This window comes from Desulfobaculum senezii (assembly GCF_054657395.1).
The window spans coordinates 1,189,919-1,206,152 of the sequence record NZ_BAAHYU010000002.1 but is presented as its reverse complement, the minus strand read 5'-3'; the positions used below and the strand labels follow the sequence as shown (position 1 = coordinate 1,206,152).

The 16,234-nt window shown below is 62.9% G+C and carries 14 protein-coding genes; 12 read left to right on the top strand and 2 right to left on the bottom strand.

Features of this window, described 5'->3' with window-relative positions; translation table 11 throughout:
* Positions 1-9 precede the first annotated feature (9 nt).
* The 7 genes from ACYQ2T_RS06205 (at position 10) to ACYQ2T_RS06175 (ending at position 5,910) form a co-directional block, all read left to right on the top strand.
* On the top strand, positions 10-261 hold the full coding sequence (locus ACYQ2T_RS06205) for a hypothetical protein (RefSeq protein WP_404844571.1): 252 nt from the start codon (positions 10-12) through the stop codon (positions 259-261).
* Positions 251-2,002: a Na(+)/H(+) antiporter subunit D gene (locus tag ACYQ2T_RS06200; RefSeq protein WP_459899324.1), complete on the top strand. Its 1,752-nt coding sequence runs from the start codon at positions 251-253 to the stop codon at positions 2,000-2,002. The genes ACYQ2T_RS06205 and ACYQ2T_RS06200 overlap by 11 nt, the downstream gene beginning before the upstream one ends.
* Before the next feature lie 33 nt (positions 2,003-2,035).
* Positions 2,036-2,515: a Crp/Fnr family transcriptional regulator gene (locus ACYQ2T_RS06195; RefSeq protein WP_404844569.1), complete on the top strand. Its 480-nt coding sequence runs from the start codon at positions 2,036-2,038 to the stop codon at positions 2,513-2,515.
* A gap of 369 nt (positions 2,516-2,884) precedes the next feature.
* Positions 2,885-3,463, top strand: a complete 579-nt coding sequence (locus ACYQ2T_RS06190; RefSeq protein WP_459899322.1) for a cobalamin biosynthesis protein CbiL — start codon at positions 2,885-2,887, stop codon at positions 3,461-3,463.
* A 6-nt stretch (positions 3,464-3,469) separates the two neighbouring features.
* Positions 3,470-4,225: a cobalt ECF transporter T component CbiQ gene (cbiQ, locus tag ACYQ2T_RS06185; RefSeq protein ID WP_459899320.1), complete on the top strand. Its 756-nt coding sequence runs from the start codon at positions 3,470-3,472 to the stop codon at positions 4,223-4,225.
* Complete coding sequence (locus tag ACYQ2T_RS06180; protein ID WP_459899318.1) at positions 4,222-4,950, top strand: energy-coupling factor ABC transporter ATP-binding protein; 729 nt, start codon at positions 4,222-4,224, stop codon at positions 4,948-4,950. Before cbiQ ends, ACYQ2T_RS06180 begins: the two co-directional genes overlap by 4 nt.
* A gap of 159 nt (positions 4,951-5,109) precedes the next feature.
* Positions 5,110-5,910: a sirohydrochlorin cobaltochelatase gene (locus ACYQ2T_RS06175; protein WP_459899316.1), complete on the top strand. Its 801-nt coding sequence runs from the start codon at positions 5,110-5,112 to the stop codon at positions 5,908-5,910.
* 262 nt (positions 5,911-6,172) lie between these two features.
* Here ACYQ2T_RS06175 and glgP read toward each other — a convergent pair whose 3' ends face one another.
* Entirely contained in the window at positions 6,173-8,746 is a 2,574-nt protein-coding gene (glgP, locus tag ACYQ2T_RS06170) for an alpha-glucan family phosphorylase (RefSeq protein ID WP_459899314.1), read from the bottom strand.
* A gap of 219 nt (positions 8,747-8,965) precedes the next feature.
* Between glgP and dut the strand changes: the two genes are divergently transcribed.
* The 3 genes from dut (at position 8,966) to ACYQ2T_RS06155 (ending at position 11,808) form a co-directional block, all read left to right on the top strand.
* Positions 8,966-9,451: a dUTP diphosphatase gene (gene dut, locus ACYQ2T_RS06165; RefSeq protein ID WP_459899313.1), complete on the top strand. Its 486-nt coding sequence runs from the start codon at positions 8,966-8,968 to the stop codon at positions 9,449-9,451.
* A gap of 33 nt (positions 9,452-9,484) precedes the next feature.
* Positions 9,485-10,684, top strand: a complete 1,200-nt coding sequence (locus tag ACYQ2T_RS06160; protein ID WP_459899311.1) for an aspartate aminotransferase family protein — start codon at positions 9,485-9,487, stop codon at positions 10,682-10,684.
* 260 nt (positions 10,685-10,944) lie between these two features.
* Positions 10,945-11,808, top strand: a complete 864-nt coding sequence (locus tag ACYQ2T_RS06155) for a 50S ribosomal protein L11 methyltransferase (protein ID WP_459899309.1) — start codon at positions 10,945-10,947, stop codon at positions 11,806-11,808.
* A gap of 199 nt (positions 11,809-12,007) precedes the next feature.
* Here the strand turns inward: ACYQ2T_RS06155 and ACYQ2T_RS06150 are convergent, their stop codons facing one another.
* Complete coding sequence (locus ACYQ2T_RS06150; protein WP_459899307.1) at positions 12,008-14,251, bottom strand: STT3 domain-containing protein; 2,244 nt, start codon at positions 14,249-14,251, stop codon at positions 12,008-12,010.
* A gap of 117 nt (positions 14,252-14,368) precedes the next feature.
* Here ACYQ2T_RS06150 and ACYQ2T_RS06145 point away from each other — a divergent pair, with 117 nt between their 5' ends.
* Together ACYQ2T_RS06145 and ACYQ2T_RS06140 are read left to right on the top strand one after the other, a co-directional pair.
* Positions 14,369-15,019 (top strand): endonuclease III domain-containing protein, encoded by a 651-nt coding sequence (locus ACYQ2T_RS06145; RefSeq protein ID WP_459899305.1) that lies wholly within the window; start codon positions 14,369-14,371, stop codon positions 15,017-15,019.
* On the top strand, positions 15,000-16,154 hold the full coding sequence (locus tag ACYQ2T_RS06140) for a murein hydrolase activator EnvC family protein (protein ID WP_459899303.1): 1,155 nt from the start codon (positions 15,000-15,002) through the stop codon (positions 16,152-16,154). The genes ACYQ2T_RS06145 and ACYQ2T_RS06140 overlap by 20 nt, the downstream gene beginning before the upstream one ends.
* Positions 16,155-16,234: the final 80 nt, after the last annotated feature.

The window sequence follows — 16,234 nt, the reverse complement described above, 5'->3', positions numbered from 1 at the left end:
GGGACGATAATGAGCCAAAAGAAAGAATTCGACTGGTTCGACCATGACAAAAACAGGAAGCTTCTGTGGAAGCTCCTGTACGGCACCTGCGCCCTGACGCTGGTTCTGGAACCCATCGCCCATGTTCACGGCCACTTTGGCTGGGACAACTTCTTCGGGTTCTCTGCGCTACTGGGCTTCGGGTCCTGCGCGGTGCTGATTGTCCTCGCGAAACTCATGGGCTACGTGCTCAAGGTGAGGGAGGATTTTTATGATCGCTAACATCCCCCCGTTCTCGATACTCATCCTCGGCGCGATTCTCGTGCCATTCTTCCGGGGCAAGATGAAAAGCCTGTACGTGTGCCTTCTTCCGGCACTGGCGTTCTGGGTGATCACGCAGCTGCCCTACGGAGAATACCTGGGGGTGCACTTCTTCGGGTACGACCTGACGCTTCTGCGCGTTGACAAGCTGTCCAAAATCTTCGGCTATGTCTTCACGCTGAACGGCTTTGCGGCCTTCCTGTATGCCTTCTACTTGAAGGACAACCAGCAGCACATGGCTGCGCTGGGCTACATGGGCGGCGCGCTTGGCGTGGTCTTCGCCGGCGACCTTGTCACGCTCTACTTCTTCTGGGAGTGGATGGCCGTGACGTCCACCTTCCTCATTCTGGCCCGCAGAACGAAGAAGGCCTACGGCGCTGGTTTCCGCTACGTGCTGATGCACCTGTTTGGCGGGCTGGTCCTGCTGGCGGGTATTGTGATGCACGTGCAGGGCACAGGCTCCGTGGCGTTTGAACACTTTGCAGTGCGCGGCTGGGCCTCGTACCTCATCTTGTTCGGCATTCTTGTAAACGCTGCGGCTCCGCCCTTCCACGCGTGGTTGTCCGACGCCTACCCCGAAGCCACCGTCACCGGCGGCCTCATCCTGTCGGCGTACACCACCAAAACCTCCGTCTACACCCTTATCCGCGGCTACGCCGGGTATGAGGTGCTCATTGTCATCGGCTGCATCATGGCCCTGTACGGCATCATGTACGCCCTGCTCGAAAACGACATGCGCCGCATTCTTGCCTACTCCATCATCAACCAGGTGGGCTTCATGATTTGCGGCGTGGGCATCGGCACAGCCATGTCCCTGAACGGCGCAGCGGCGCACGCCTTCTGTCACATCATCTACAAGTCTCTCTTGTGGATGAGCGCGGGCAGCGTGCTCTACATGACCGGCAAGAGCAAATGCACCGAGCTTGGCGGTCTGTACAAGACCATGCCATGGACAATGATATTCGGCACAATCGGCGCGCTGGCGATTTCGTCCGTGCCGTTCACCAGCGGCTACACCTCCAAGCCCCTGATCATCGACGCGGCTGTGCACGAGCACTTCACGTGGGCATGGCTGGTGCTTGAGGTTGCCTCCGCGGGCGTATTCCTGCACGCGGGGATCAAGTTCCCCTACTTTGTGTTCTTTAACCAGGACAGGGGACTGCGTCCGGGCGAGCCGCCGCACAAGACGATGTTGGTTGCCATGGGCATCATGGCCTTCCTGTGCATCTTCCTTGGCGTGTACCCGGATCCGCTGTATGCCATACTGCCCTTCGACATGCCCGCGCATGAGCCGTACACCTTCGGCGGCGTGGTCAAGCAGTTCCAGCTGCTGATGCTGTCCGCTCTCGCGTTCTTCGTGTTCCTGAAGCTGCTGAAGCGTACGGACACCATCGCGATTGATACGGACATCTTCTGGCGCCTTGGCGGCCGGGCATTCTACAAGCTGATGGCAAGCGTCCTCAACGGCCTGAACGCCGTGTGTGACCACGTCATTGCCAAGGGCCTCACCGGTCTGGTCAACGGCTTCTTTGTGAATGCTCCGCTGAAGCTGACCCAGCTTGTGCTCTACCCTGTGCTCTCCGGGGCGCAGCGCGAGCGGCTGGCCAAGCAGTTCAAGGCTGGAGTGTCGCCCATCGGCCTCTCCGTGGCGGTATCCCTGCTGTACCTGTTTGGGATTATCGTCTTCATGCTGAACCGATAACATCCGATAACCGCGACCATCGAGGTTACAGATATGATTACGCTGAGCGATCTGAAAAACGTCCCCATGCTGCAAGGCCTTGGTGACGACGCCCTTGAAAAGATGCTGCCGCTGGCCAAGCTGGAGAACTACAAGGCCGACGAGGTCATCTACGAGTCCGACGCACCGGCAGATGACTTCTACATCCTGCGCTCCGGCAAGGCTTTGCTGGAAGGCGACATCAGCGAAGATGTCACCATCTCCCTCGCGTCCCTGAAGCCGGGCTACCTGTTCGGCTGGTACGCGCTGGTGCCCAGCTACAGCCACACCATGCGCGCCCGCGCCACCGAACCGACGGAAGTCATCGCCTTCCCCGGCGACGGCCTGCGCGCCCTCATGGACGAAAACCACGACCTCGGCTACCGCCTCATGAACCGCCTGTTCATGCTGGTCCGCCGCCGTCTGGACTACCGCAGTGAGCAGTTCATGAAAATCCTGTCCCGCCATCCCGACCTGTCCTCCATGGACGACTAGCGGACAGCGGCGTCGCGGCCTTGCCTGACGCCACAGACTGCATGCCACGCGGCGCATGGTTCTCCATGCGCCGCGTTTTTTTGCCCCTGATTCCCGCGCAGCCTCACGCCAATCGCGCCCACCCGCAGCCCCTCTTTCTCATGCCGCAGCATCAATTTGTTCCCTAAAACCCTTGCCTGACGGGGGCTGCGTGCCCTCCTTGGGGGATTTTCGCGCGCAAGGTGTGGCACATTTATAAAAAATATATTACGACAAAGGCCGTTCTTGCGGGACACCAGTTCCGCCCACGCTTAGTCCCGGAGGCATCCCTTGCGCCACATATCTCTCCGCACCCGGCTTTTGGCCCCGCTTCTCACGTGTCTTTTTGTCATGGCACTGGCCGCCCCCAGCTTTGCGCACAGGGTGACCATTTTCGCGTGGGAGGAAGACGGCATCATCCATACCGAAAGCACGTTCAGCGGGGGCAAAAAGGCCCGCCGCAGCACGGTTACGGTCTCCAACGCCAAAACCGGCGAAACCCTGCTCACCGGCACCACGGACGACGCAGGGCTCTTCTCCTTCCCCGTGCCGCCGCAGGCCGCCAAACAGCGCATGGACCTGCGCCTCAAACTCAATGCCGGAACCGGCCACGCCGGAGAATGGGTCATTGCTGCCGACGAGTACCTTGGCGCCAAGGATTGGCAGGAGGTCACCCCCTCCACGCCCATCACGGACGCCGAGCCCGCGCCGGTCACCTCCGGCGGGCACAACTCGCACCTCAGCGTGAGTGAAGCCGCTCTGGAGCGCATCGTTGAGCGCGCTGTGGACCGCAAGCTGGCGCCCATTGCCAAGCGCCTTGCCGCGCAGGAGACATCCGGTCCGTCCATGGCGGATATCTTTGGCGGCATCGGCTACATCTTTGGCCTGTTTGGCGTTGGCGCACTGGTCGCCAGCAGGAAGCGGAGCTAGCGCTCCATGCTGGACGAACGTTTCGCCTACGGCTCGTCCCCTTTGCACACGCTGGATCCCCGCGCCAAAATCTGCGCGGCCACGGCCTTTTCCTGCGTGGTTGCCGTGTGCCAGCAGCTTCCGGTACTCCTTGCGGCCCTTGGCCTTGGCGCGGTGGTCGTGCTCTCCGGTGGTCTGCCACTCCGGGCTGTTGGAAAACGCCTGCTGGCGGTGAACATCTTCATCCTACTGCTGTGGATTGTGGTGCCCTTCTCCATGCCGGGAACCCCCGTGTTCTCGGTGCTGGGCTTTACAGCCACGCAGGAGGCCATTGCCCTCACCACGCGCATCACCATCAAATCCAACGCCATCATCCTTGTGCTGACGGCGCTCATCGCCACCACGCCCGTGCCTGCGTTGGGCCACGCCCTGCGCGCACTGCATGTGCCGCAAAAGCTCGGCTGGCTGCTCATTTTCACCTACAGGCAAATATTTATCATCGCCAAGGAATTCCAGCGCCTGAGCGCCGCCATGAAGGTCCGGGGCTTTACCCCACGCACCAACATGCACACCTACCGCGCCTACGCCTCATTGCTCGGCATGGTCCTTGTCCGCAGCCTCGACCGCTCGGAGCGCGTGTATCAGGCCATGGTCTGCCGCGGCTTCAACGGCGCGTTCCACTCCCTTAACGGCCTAGCCATGACCACGCGGGATGTCGTCTTCCTCGCCCTCATGCTGGCCCTGACCTGCGCCCTTGCCGCCGGAGAACTGCTCATCCCATGACTGCCGCGCCGCTTTTTGAACTCAAGGACATCCACTTCGGCTACCCCGCACAGCCCGAGATTCTCTCCGGCCTCAACTTCTGCCTGCGCCCCGGTGACCGCTTTGGCATCATCGGCCCCAACGGCACGGGCAAAACCACCATGGCGCACATCCTAATGGGCCTCATCCAGCCAACGCAGGGCCGTGTCTTTTTCAAGGGCCAGCCCGTGAACGCGCCGGACATTCAGCAGCGACTGCGCTGCGCCGTGGGCCTGCTGTTTCAGGACGCGGACGACCAGCTCATCTTTCCCACCGTTATTGAGGATGTGGCCTTCGGCCCGCTGAACATGGGCAAAACCACTGACGAAGCGCGCGATATCGCCCAGCGCACCCTGCGCACCCTTGGCCTTGACGGCTTTGAGGACCGCGTGACGCACAAGCTCTCGGGCGGTGAAAAAAAGCTGGTCTCGCTGGCGTCCGTTCTTGCCATGGAGCCAGAGGCCCTGCTCCTTGATGAACCCACCAACGCGCTGGACGTGGACACGCGCGAGCGCCTTGTGCGCATCCTAGCGGACCTCAACAAGGCGCTGGTCATCATCTCGCACGACTGGGACTTTCTGGCCCGCACCACCCATGACATCTACGCCATGAAGGACGGACGCATCGCCTTTGACGGCGAAACCCACACCCACCAGCATATCCACGCCCACACGCACGGCACCATGCCCCATACCCACGGGGACTAGCCGCCGCTGGGCTCTGCGCCCTTTGCCCGCACATTCCGCCATCACCCGCGCGCCGACTACCGCCCGCGCGGGGCTTCTCCATTGTCCATTTCTCTGCTATGAATGGGACTTGCGCTGCCCCGTAGCGCCAATTCCCATCCACCACCATCAACGGACATTATGCAGAAAGGTATCCTCCTCGTCGCTTTCGGCTCAAGCAGACAGGCCGCGCATCTGTCGCTCAAGCGCTTTGACGACGCCGTCCGGCGTCGCTTTCCCGGCGTGCCCGCCCGCTGGGCCTTCACGTCCGGTGTGGTCCGCGGCAAGCTTGCCGACAAGGGCATGAAGACCGACTCCGTGCGCAAGGCGCTGGAGAAAATGTGGTTTGAAAAATTCACGCATGTGGCCGTGCAGTCCCTGCACATCATCCCCGGCGACGAGTACCACGACCTTGTGGAGGACGTGCAGCGCTTTCGCGGTGGCGAGCGCGGCTTTGAACGCATTGTCCTTGGCCGTCCGCTCATCACCAACGAAGGCGACGTTGCCGCAGCGGCAGACGCCGTTATGCGCGCCCTGCCGCCGGAGCGCCGCGCCGGGGAAGCCGTCGTGCTCATGGGGCACGGCACATGGCATGCGGGCGACTCCATGTACGACGCCCTGTATGACGAACTGCGCCGCCGCGACGACAACGTGTACGTCGCCACCATGGACGGCCGCCTCGTTATTGAGGACGTCACCAAGGCGTTGGCGGAAAAGGGCGTTGCCAAGGCGTGGCTTGTCCCCCTGCTGGCCGTCCCCGGCCGCCACGTCCAAAAGGACATGTGCGGCGCTGGCCCGGACTCGTGGGTCAATATTCTCAGCGCCGCGGGCATTCAGACGGAATGCGTCCTGCGCGGCACCGCCGAGTACGGCGACTTCCCCAACATCTGGCTGGACCACCTGAGCGAGGCCATCGCCAACGACGCCGAAGCCCCCTCCTGACCGGCCGCCCACTGCGCGGGCCGCTCTTTCTCAGAGCGCTCCCCCTGACGCCCAACCACGCTGTTTCAGGGCGCAGCTTCCGCCCGGCCCGCCACGCACGCCCAAGCCGCGTAGATATCTTCTCCAGCCCACGGCCCAACACGGCGCGGGTTCTGCGGCATTCACTTCTCACACGGGCGCGTGAGTTCCCGCCTACACAGACACGCAAAAAAGCGCCCCGGACCAAACGGTCCGGGGCGCTGTCATCTCAAGGTAAAACGGACTACCCTTGGTCCGCCCAGCGGATCAGGCCAAGGGAGTGCGGGTCCAACAGATTCTTGTGGCGCGGCAGCACACGTACGGTGTAGCCAAAACGGCCCGGCCACTGCGGCGCAAACTCGCCGGTATAGCGGCACCAGCCTTCCTCCACAAACTCGCCCGGCGTCATCTCCACAGCGGCGCGCTGCTTAAAGTTGCCATCCTGATCAAGCGCCCCGGCGTAGATTTCCACCAACACGTTGCTGGCCTCAATGCCATTGAGGTGCACTTCCGCTGTCACGGGGATGGGCACGCCCACATTCACCTCGCCCTGCTGCTGGGCCGCCACATTGCGGATATCCAGCCCATGCCACTTGGTCATCATATCCATCCGCCACTCGGCAAGCTCCTTAGCGGCCTGGAAATCATTCTGCGTCAGCTCCAGATAATTTCTGTACGCAGGCAGATAGGCAATGTTTGCATAGTCCTCCACCATGCGGTGCGAGGTAAACACCGGACCCAACTCCACCAGCGCGCGCTTCATCCGCTCTACCCACGCGCGGGGCAAATTGCCATGGCCGCGGTCGTAGAAGTCTGGCACCACTTCCGTCTCCAGCAGGGTGTACAGAATCTGCGATTCCACAAAATCCTGATGCCGCAGGTCGTCGTAGGTTTCCCCGCGGCCAATGGACCAGCCCACGCTGTTATCCGTGCGGTAGGCCTCGGCCCACCACCCGTCCAAGGTGCTCAGGTTGATGACGCCGTTGACCATGGCCTTCATGCCACTGGTGCCGCACGCCTCAAGGGGCACGCGCGGATTGTTCAGCCACACGTCGCAGCCCTGGAGCATATGCTCGGCAATGTCCATGTCGTAGTCCTGCAGAAAGACCATCTTGGGCCGGCAGTCGCCCTCGCGGCAAAACTGCACAATCTGCTGGATGATTTTCTTGCCTTCGTTGTCGGCAGGGTGCGCCTTGCCCGCAAAAATGAACTGCACCCCACGCTGGTTGTTGTGCAGCAGCTTAAGCAGACGGTCCCTGTCCTGCAGGAGCAGATTCGCGCGCTTGTAGGTGGCAAATCGACGCGCAAAGCCAATGGTCAGGGCCTGCGGGTCCAGCACATCCTCGGCGGCTTCCACCTCGCTGCGCCGCGCACCCTTTTGCAGAAGCTCCTGCCGCAGGCGGTGGCGGACAAAGTCCACAAGGCGCTCACGAAGCCGCTCATGCGTGCGCCAAAGTTCCGCGTCGGGGATGGCGTCGGCATTTTTCCACACACGCTGGCAGTCCGGGTCCTCGCGCCAGTTGGAGCCAAGATAGCGGTCAAACAGCAACCCAAGGTCATCAGCCACCCAGCTAGGATGATGCACCCCGTTGGTGATGGCCCCGATGGGCACGTCCTCGGTGGGGAATTGCGGCCACACGCGCTTCCACATATTGCGCGACACGTGGCCGTGCAGTTCACTCACACCGTTATTGAAGCGCGACAGACGCAGTGCCAGCACCGTCATGCAGAAGGATTCCGCATCGTCGCGCGGGTCCTCGCGCCCAAGGGCCATAAAGACCTTAAACGCAAGGCCAAGCTCTTGCGCGTACGGCTCCATATAGCGCTGCATCAGGTCCGGCGGGAACCTGTCATTGCCCGCAGGGACAGGCGTATGCGTGGTAAACACGCAGCTGGACGCCGCAAGTTCCACCGCCGCCTCGTAGCTCATGCCGCATTCCTTCATGAACACCCGAATGCGCTCCAGCCCGGCAAAGGCGGAGTGCCCTTCGTTCATGTGGATGATTTTGGGGTCCAGCCCAAGGGCCGACAAGGCCTTGATGCCGCCGATGCCAAGCAGCATCTCCTGCTGGAGACGCATTTCCCAGTCGCCACCATACAGGCGTGTGGTCAACTGGCGGAACTCCGGGGGGTTCTCGGGGATATTGGTGTCCATCAGGAACAGATTCACCCGCCCCACAGCCGCCTTCCACAGCTGCACCGTTACCTGCCTGTCCTGCAGGTCAAGGGTAAGGCGCACGGGCCGCCCGTTGTCGTCCTTCACAAGGGATATGGGCATCTGCTCAAAATCATACACGGGGTAGTGTTCGTGCTGCCAGCCGTCCGGGGCAAGGCGCTGGCGGAAGTAGCCCTGCTGATAGCACAGCCCAATGCCCACAAGAGGAATGTTCAGGTCGCTGGCGGACTTCAAGTGGTCACCGGCAAGGATGCCCAGCCCGCCCGAATAGATGGGCAGGGACGGACTGATGCCAAACTCAAAGCTGAAATACGCCACCACGGGCTCCTTGCCCAAGCTACCGGGAAAGCTGAATGTGGTCGCCACTTCCCCGACGTAGCCCTTGAGTTCGTCCACCGTCTCCTTCATGCGGGTCAGGAACAGGTCGTCCTTGGCCAGCTCCTCCAGCGTGTCCTGCGGCAGGCTGTTGATGAAGCGCACAGGATTACTTTCGCTCTTACGCCACAAAGCTGGATCTATGCGCGAAAAAAGGTCCACAACGTTCCCGTTCCAGGCAAACAGGAAATTGTAGGCGAGTTCCCAAAGCGGGCTCAACTTCTCCGGAAGTTTCGGAACCACGCTGAAAACCTGGATAGGTTGCATATCATACTCCTTGCATGGCGCTTGTCGTACACTCTTGCGTATCTACTACTCCGGCAGGTTATAACCTGCCAATGCACCCGCAAAATGGCAAGCACTCTCTTCTGCCCTGGGGCTCATCCCCGGGGCTGGTCTTTGACTTCCACGCCCTGCTGGACTACCTCTTTGCGTCATACTCTTTAATCGGCCGCCACCCGGCGGCCCCGTTTTGTGGAGCATACCATGTACAGCGACCAGAGCGCCCCGGGCTTCGGGAGCATCGACGTCGACTTCAAGGTGCTGCACCCGGTGCTGGAGGAGCATCCGCCTGCCTACTCCACCACCGGTTCCGCAGGGTTTGACCTGCGGGCCTGCATCGACGAAGAGACGCTGACCATCCCGGCCGGAGAACGGCGCGCCATTCCCACCGGAATCGCCATCGACATCAAATCCCCGTTGGTGGCCGGATTCGTCTACTCCCGCAGCGGTCTGGGCACCAAGGAAGGCCTGACCGTCAGCCAAGGCGTGGGCGTTATCGACCCCGACTACAGAGGCGAGATTATCGTTTCCCTGCTCAACACCTCGGACCAGACACGACGACTCCGACGAGGGCAGCGCATTGCCCAGCTCGTGTTTCAGCCCGTGCATCAGGCGCGGCTGACCAAGGTGACTGAACTTTCCGAAACCGCCCGCGGCGCTGGCGGATTCGGCCACACAGGGAAAATGTAATCCGCCACCCGGCGGCATAGGGAGAAACCCACCATGTCCGATGCACTCAGCGCGCTCAAAGAACGTGACACCGCTTCCATCTGCAACACCTACGCACGCTACCCACTGGCAGTGGAGCGCGCCTCGGGCACCCGCCTTTTTGACAGCTCCGGCAAGGAATACGTGGACCTGCTTGCGGGCATCGCCGTCTGCAACCTCGGCCACGCTAACGAAGAACTGCTCGGCACGCTCACCAGCCAGTGGTCCAAGCTGGGGCACGTGAGCAATCTTTTCCACCAGACGGAGCAGGTGGAGTTGGCCGAGCGCCTGCTGGCCACCTGCGGCGCGGACAAAGCCTTCTTCTGCAACTCCGGCGCGGAAGCTAACGAGGCCGCCATCAAAATGGCCCGCCGCTACATGCACACCGTCAAAGACCGTGACGCCTACGAGGTTATCACACTTGACGGCTCTTTCCACGGGCGAACTCTCGCCACGCTGACCGCAACCGGCCAGCCCAAGGTCAAGGACGGCTTCGAGCCGCTGCCCGAGGGCTTTATCACGGTGCCATTCATGGACATTGACGCCGTGCGCGCAGCCATTACCGACAAGACCGCCGCCGTGATGGTGGAGCTTATTCAGGGTGAGCGCGGCGTGCGGCCACTGTCGCAGGAGTATGTGGACGCCCTTGTGGCCCTGTGCCGCGAAAAGGACATCCTGCTCATAGTGGATGAGGTGCAAACCGGCCTTGGGCGCACCGGCAAGTACTGGGCGCACCAGCACTACGGCATCACGCCGGACATCTTCACCACGGCCAAGCCGCTGGCCAACGGCCTGCCCATGGGCGCGCTGCTGGCGACGGACACCGTTGCCGCGGCCTTCACCCCCGGCAGCCACGGAACGACTTTTGGCGGAAACGCCCTTGTCAGCGCAGTGGCCTGCACGGTACTGGATATTATGAAGCGCGACGGCATCTGCGAAAAAGCCGCACAGACCGGCGCCTACGCCCTTGACCTCTTCCGCTCGCTGCAGGAGCGCCACCCCGGCAAGATTGCCGAGGTACGCGGCCTTGGCCTCATTATCGGCATCGAACTCGCCATCCCCGGGCAGGACATCTGGCAGGGCCTCATGGATGCAGGATTTATCTGCAACCTGACGCAGGGCACCATCCTGCGCCTGCTGCCGCCGCTTATTATCGACCCGGCAGACCTTGAGCGTTACGCCAAGGAGCTTGACCGCCTGCTCGCGCAGGCCTAGCGCCGCCTTTTCACGCCGGGGCCCCGGCCCCGGCGTCCATCGCGGCGAAAGACAAAGACGCCCATGCCCATGACCACACCAGCCGCAAGCGGCCCACAGCCCCCAGAACAGCCGCAGAGCGTTCCTGCACCGCGCCAGTTGCCCCGGCAGCGTCCGGGTATAACGCCAGACGCGCCGCCCACGACCGAGCGCGTGCGCCGCGTGCCGGAGGCTGGCACAGGCCGTATTGTGGACAACAGAGTATAACACCACAGGAATTCATGAAAAATCTTCTGCAAATCGAATGCACGGTTCCGGACTCCCTCGTGGAGGACGTCACCTTCTACCTGACGGAAAACGCCCCCCACGGCTGGCAGGAGGAGCTCTCCACCCAGCACGAGGAAGTGCTGTTCCGCATCTACTTTGAGGAATCCGCCGCCGCGCATGACGTTATTCAGGGCCTCTCCGCCACGTGGCCAGACATCACCATCCACCGCGACAGCATTGAGGAACAGGACTGGGCCAGCGCATGGCGCGAGTTCTTTACCCCGGTGGAAGCCGGACGGTTTATCGTTCTGCCCCCGTGGCGGAAGGACGAAGCCCCCGAAGGCTCCATGCCCATCATCATCGAGCCGAAAACCGCCTTTGGCACCGGTCACCACGGCACCACGGCCCTGTGCCTTGAAGCCATCGACTCGCTGGTGCAAGGCGGCGCGGTTGCCGCAGGCGGCAGGTTCTTCGACCTTGGCACCGGCTCCGGCATCCTCGGCATTGGCTGCTGCAAGCTGGGCCTTTCCGGCATTGGTCTGGACATTGATCCCCTCGCCATTGAAAACGCGCTGGAAAACCGCACCATCAACGGCGTTGGCGATGAATTCGCCCTTGGCACCGGTTCCGTGGACGCGGCCGGCGGCGACGAGCGCTTTGACCTCGTCGTGGCGAACATCCTCGCCAATCCGCTCAAGGCCATGGCCGAGCAGATTATCGCCAAAGCCAAATCCGGCGGCTGCCTCGTACTCTCCGGCATTCTGAACGAACAGGCAGACGCCGTGGCAGAGGTCTACACCGGCCTTGGCCTGCCCGCGCCGGAGCGCCACTCCAAAAACGAGTGGACCGCGCTCATTTGGAGCAAGATGCACGCCTAGCGGCGCATCGGCGGATACCCCCGCAAACGCGGGACGCCGCCACACAAAAAGGCACAGCCACCGCGCCATAACTTGACGCACGGCTGTGCCCCCAGTGCGTCACCGCGCCGCGCAGAGCGCCAGCCCGCGCCCACGCCGTGACGAACATATCCGTACTTCCGGGCGGCGGGGCTTTGGCCCTGCCGCCCTTTTGCATGCCCTACCTGCCGATGTCCGTATTCACGCGGTAGGCCCGCGCCCACGGCGCGCGGTCCACCACCAAGGTGAAATACGGCTCAAAGGCCGCCGGGTCATCAAGAAGCATCTTTGCCATGAGTGAGCGGCGCGCCTCGCCATCCATGACCAGAATCTCCCCGCTGAGTTCGTTGGCCACAATGCGCACCCTGCCACCCGAGTGCCACTGGTACTGGTGAAAGCTCCCGTCCCGGCGGATGAAATCCATGGTCGCAAGGGGCACAACGCCAATGCCGTCAATGTGCGCCCGCCCATTCTCCAAATCAAAGCTCGTCCCCTGCAAAAGCCGCTTGGACGACCCGCCGCCCGCCGCGCCGGAGTCAAGCTTCCAGTGCCCGAAACGCGTTATCCATGTGGCGATGCGCAGGTTCTCCCACCCCACGGTCAAAAACTGCTGCCGCCCGGTCACGGGCCACTCCCGGCGCTCCCGCGCGAGGGATTCCACAAACGCCTGCGCCTTTTCCGCGCCCATCTGCGCAAGGCCCGCCACAGGGTCAAATGGCGCGACAGGAAGCCGCAATGCCTGCGGATACTGCGGCGCGTCGTCCCCGGCCGCCTGCGCCTGCCGCTCACGCTCCGCCGCCATGTAGCGCATAAACTGCCACGCCTGGAGAGGCGAAGGCGTGCTGTGCACCTTGCCAAGGGTATAGAGCACGTTGCCGTCCTGCCGCGCGCCGTCGCCTAGCGTGTCGCGCTCCGCGTAGTACTGCGCCGCGTAGCCAAAGTCCCACCACTGCCACAGCACAGCGTCGGGCTCGGCCAGCCGCCCTACGTCGTCGAGGGTTGCCGCGTACTGCGGCGTCACCACAGGCACGGGGTCAAAGGCGTCCACATTCATCACCGTGGGCAGGCTGACCACACACAACAGCCCCGCCTGAAACACCCAGTGCGTGCGCGCCGAATCACGGTACCGCACCACCAGCCACGACACGATGTACGCCAGCCCAAGGCCGACAATAACGCCGGAATACATGGTAAAGCGCGTCCCCAGCCAGCCGCCGACCACGCCAAGGGCCAGCATGGGCGACAGCATCAGCGCGGCAGGACGGCGCCACGCAAGGGCCAGATACCCCGCAATGCCCACGGCGCTCATGACCCAATTGCCGCTCATAAAGCGTAAAACAGCATCCGGGGCGGGGCGCGTGGCCTCGCGCACGCTGGAGATGACTGACGGCAAATTCAAATCGCCCCACGCCTGACGCACAGCCTCATCAGCAGGCCCAAGGCCCAGATATTTGGTCAGAATAATGCTTATGGTCGCCACATCTCCCTGCCGGACCAGAACAAGCGCGGCAAGGGCGGCTACGCCAAGGACCGCAGTCAGGCTCACGCGCCAGCGCCACACGGCCTCCGGGCGCGCCCGTGCGGCGCCGGCCAGCGCCGCCCCCACAATCCATCCAACCGGACCAGCCAGCCACGACGCCAAGGTCAGGGCGACGACAAAGAGACTATCCCCCCACAGGCCCCGCCGCGCCGCCACAAGGGCCACACCGCCACACACGCCGCACAGGCCAAGGGCAATCACAAAGCCGGAGCCGTAAAACCACGTGTACAGCCAAAGCAGCGCGCCAAGGCCCACCGCCCCGGCTGGCGCCGTACGCCGATGCTCCCACAGCCCGCGCTCTGCGTCTGCGGCGTCAGCGTCCGTAGGCGCAGACGCATCGGCCCCGCCACACCGCCACGCGCCGCGCATAAAGGGCGTCAAAAGGACATAAAACCACGCCGTTGCCATCAGGGGAAAAAACAGGGTCAGAATGTCCGTGTCGCAGAACCCGACACGTGTACGGATGAAAAAACCGGGACACGCCACGGCCAGAAATCCGGCGGCAAGTCCCGCGGCGGGATGCACCAGCCGCGCGGCCAAAAAGGCGGCAGGAAGCGCGGCAAGGGCGGCCACAAACGGCGGCATCCAGAAGGCTATGTCGCCAAGGGCAATGCCCGTGGCCCCATGCATCCACCCCAGCAACAGGCTGAGCGGTTGCCCGGCCAGACGGCTGGTGCCCTTGGCCCCGGCCATCCATGCGTAGGCGTCGTGCGTACCCACAATGGCCTCGCCGCCAACGCGCAGGTCCGCGCGCAGCCACGCCGGAACTTCCGCCATGTGCAGCAGTACGGCCACGGCAGAGGCCACCACAAAGGCCACCCAAACGCCCCAACACTCTCCAGCCGATGTCACCTGCCCGTCAACGCCGTGTCGTGCACATGTCATGATTCACCCGTTTTGCTGGATGGTTGCACAATTGCCGCGCGCGCATTAGACTTCCCGGATTCCCGACTGCGCCGCACCGGCGCCGGGACACGACGCGCACAAGGACGCACCCGAAATATGCCCAGAGAAGACCTGCTTCGCGATATGTACGCCGCCATGCTCACCGGCCTTGGCCCCAGCCACTGGTGGCCAGCCACAACGCCCTTTGAGGTGGCGGTGGGCGCCATACTCACGCAAAACACCAACTGGCGGAACGTGGAAAAAGCCATCGGCAACCTGAAGGCCGCCGGAATGCTGTCGCCGGAAGGCATCCGCAGCGCCCACCCCGACGAATTGGCAGAATGCATTCGCCCGTCCGGGTATTTTCGCATGAAGGCCAATCGTCTCAAGGATTTCGTTGCCTTCCTCGGCGAAGAATGCGACATGGCCCTCACCCAGCTGCGCGCCCTGCCGCTCGGCCCCGCGCGTGAGGCGCTACTTGGCGTACGCGGCATCGGCCCCGAAACGGCGGACAGCATACTGCTCTACGCGCTCGAAAAGCCGAGTTTTGTAGTAGATGCTTATACCAGACGCATACTTACACGTCACGCACTTCTTCCAGAAGACGTACTCTACGACGAAATGCGCGACTTTTTCATGGACGTTCTGGACCCGGACGTCCCCTTGTACAATGAGTTTCACGCGCTGCTCGTTCGCGTTGCGGCCACATACTGCCTCAAAAACACGCAGCACTGCACGGAGTGCCCTCTTGCCCCGTTCCTGCCATAGCCGTCCCGCCTTCGCGCTTGTCCTCGCCCTTGGGCTGGCCGTCGCCGCACTCTGCGCCGCCGCGTCCGCACGGGCCGAGGGCCGCTCGGACGCCCTGCGCCAATCCATCCGGCAGGAATCCAAGCGCGCCGAACAGGGCCGCCGGACAGTCGATTCTCTGACATCCAAGGAGCGCCGCCTTAACGCGGACCTTGCCAAGATTGAGGCCGACCTTGCCACCCTGCGAAAGCGCATTGCCAAGCGGGAAGACAGCCTTGCCGCACTGGACGACAAGCGTGCGGACCTGCTGCACAGGCAGGAGGGTGTGGAGGCTGAAAAGGCCCGCACCCGGCGTCAGCTGTCGCGTTTAGTGAATGCGCTGTGGCCTTTGCGCGTGCGCGCCAAGCAGGGCCGCTCTGCGTCCGACCCGGCATGGGCGGCCACGGACCGCCGCTTTGCATGGGGGGCCGCGCTTTACTCCCGTGTGCAGGCCGCCCTGCGTGAACTGGACGAACAGGACCAGAAATTGCAGAAGCTTGCGACGCAGCACCGCGCCCTGCGCGCCGAGGCGGAAGAGCGCATCGACGCCATCAATGCCGACAAGGACGACCTCGTGCAGCGCCGCCTCAGCTTCGTGCAGCGCCTGCGCAAGGTCCGCACCCGCCGCATCAGCGAGGAACAAGCCCTGTCGCAGATTCTGTCCGTCATCGACGACATGAACTACCGTCTCAAGGCGCTGTCCGAAACGGGCATTAAGCGGCGCAAGGGCACACTGCACATGCCGGTTTCCGGCAAGCGGTTCACCCCGCGCCAAGGCTCCGGCTCGCGCCTGACCATGGCGCCCGGACGCCGGGGCATCAGTTTTCATACCGTTGACGGCGCGTCGGTCAACGCCGTGTTTGCCGGGCGCGTTGTGCACAGCGACATCCTGCGCGGGTATGGCCGGGTGGTCATCCTGTCGCATGGTGACAAATATTATTCCCTCTACGCCTTTCTGTCGGAAAGCAACGTCATCCGTGGCGACACGGTAAAAGAGGGACAGACTATTGGCTGGACCGGTCCCTACCCCGCTGCGGATGGGCCCGGACTCTATTTTGAATTGCGTTTTGGGCAAAAAGCAATTAATCCTGATGAGTGGCTGACAGCCCTCAGATGACGGGCGGCGTCATGCTGACCGTCTGCTGCCGCAATGTCAGGCACAGGTCCGGTCAGGGCCGTTCCATCATACTCTAGCCG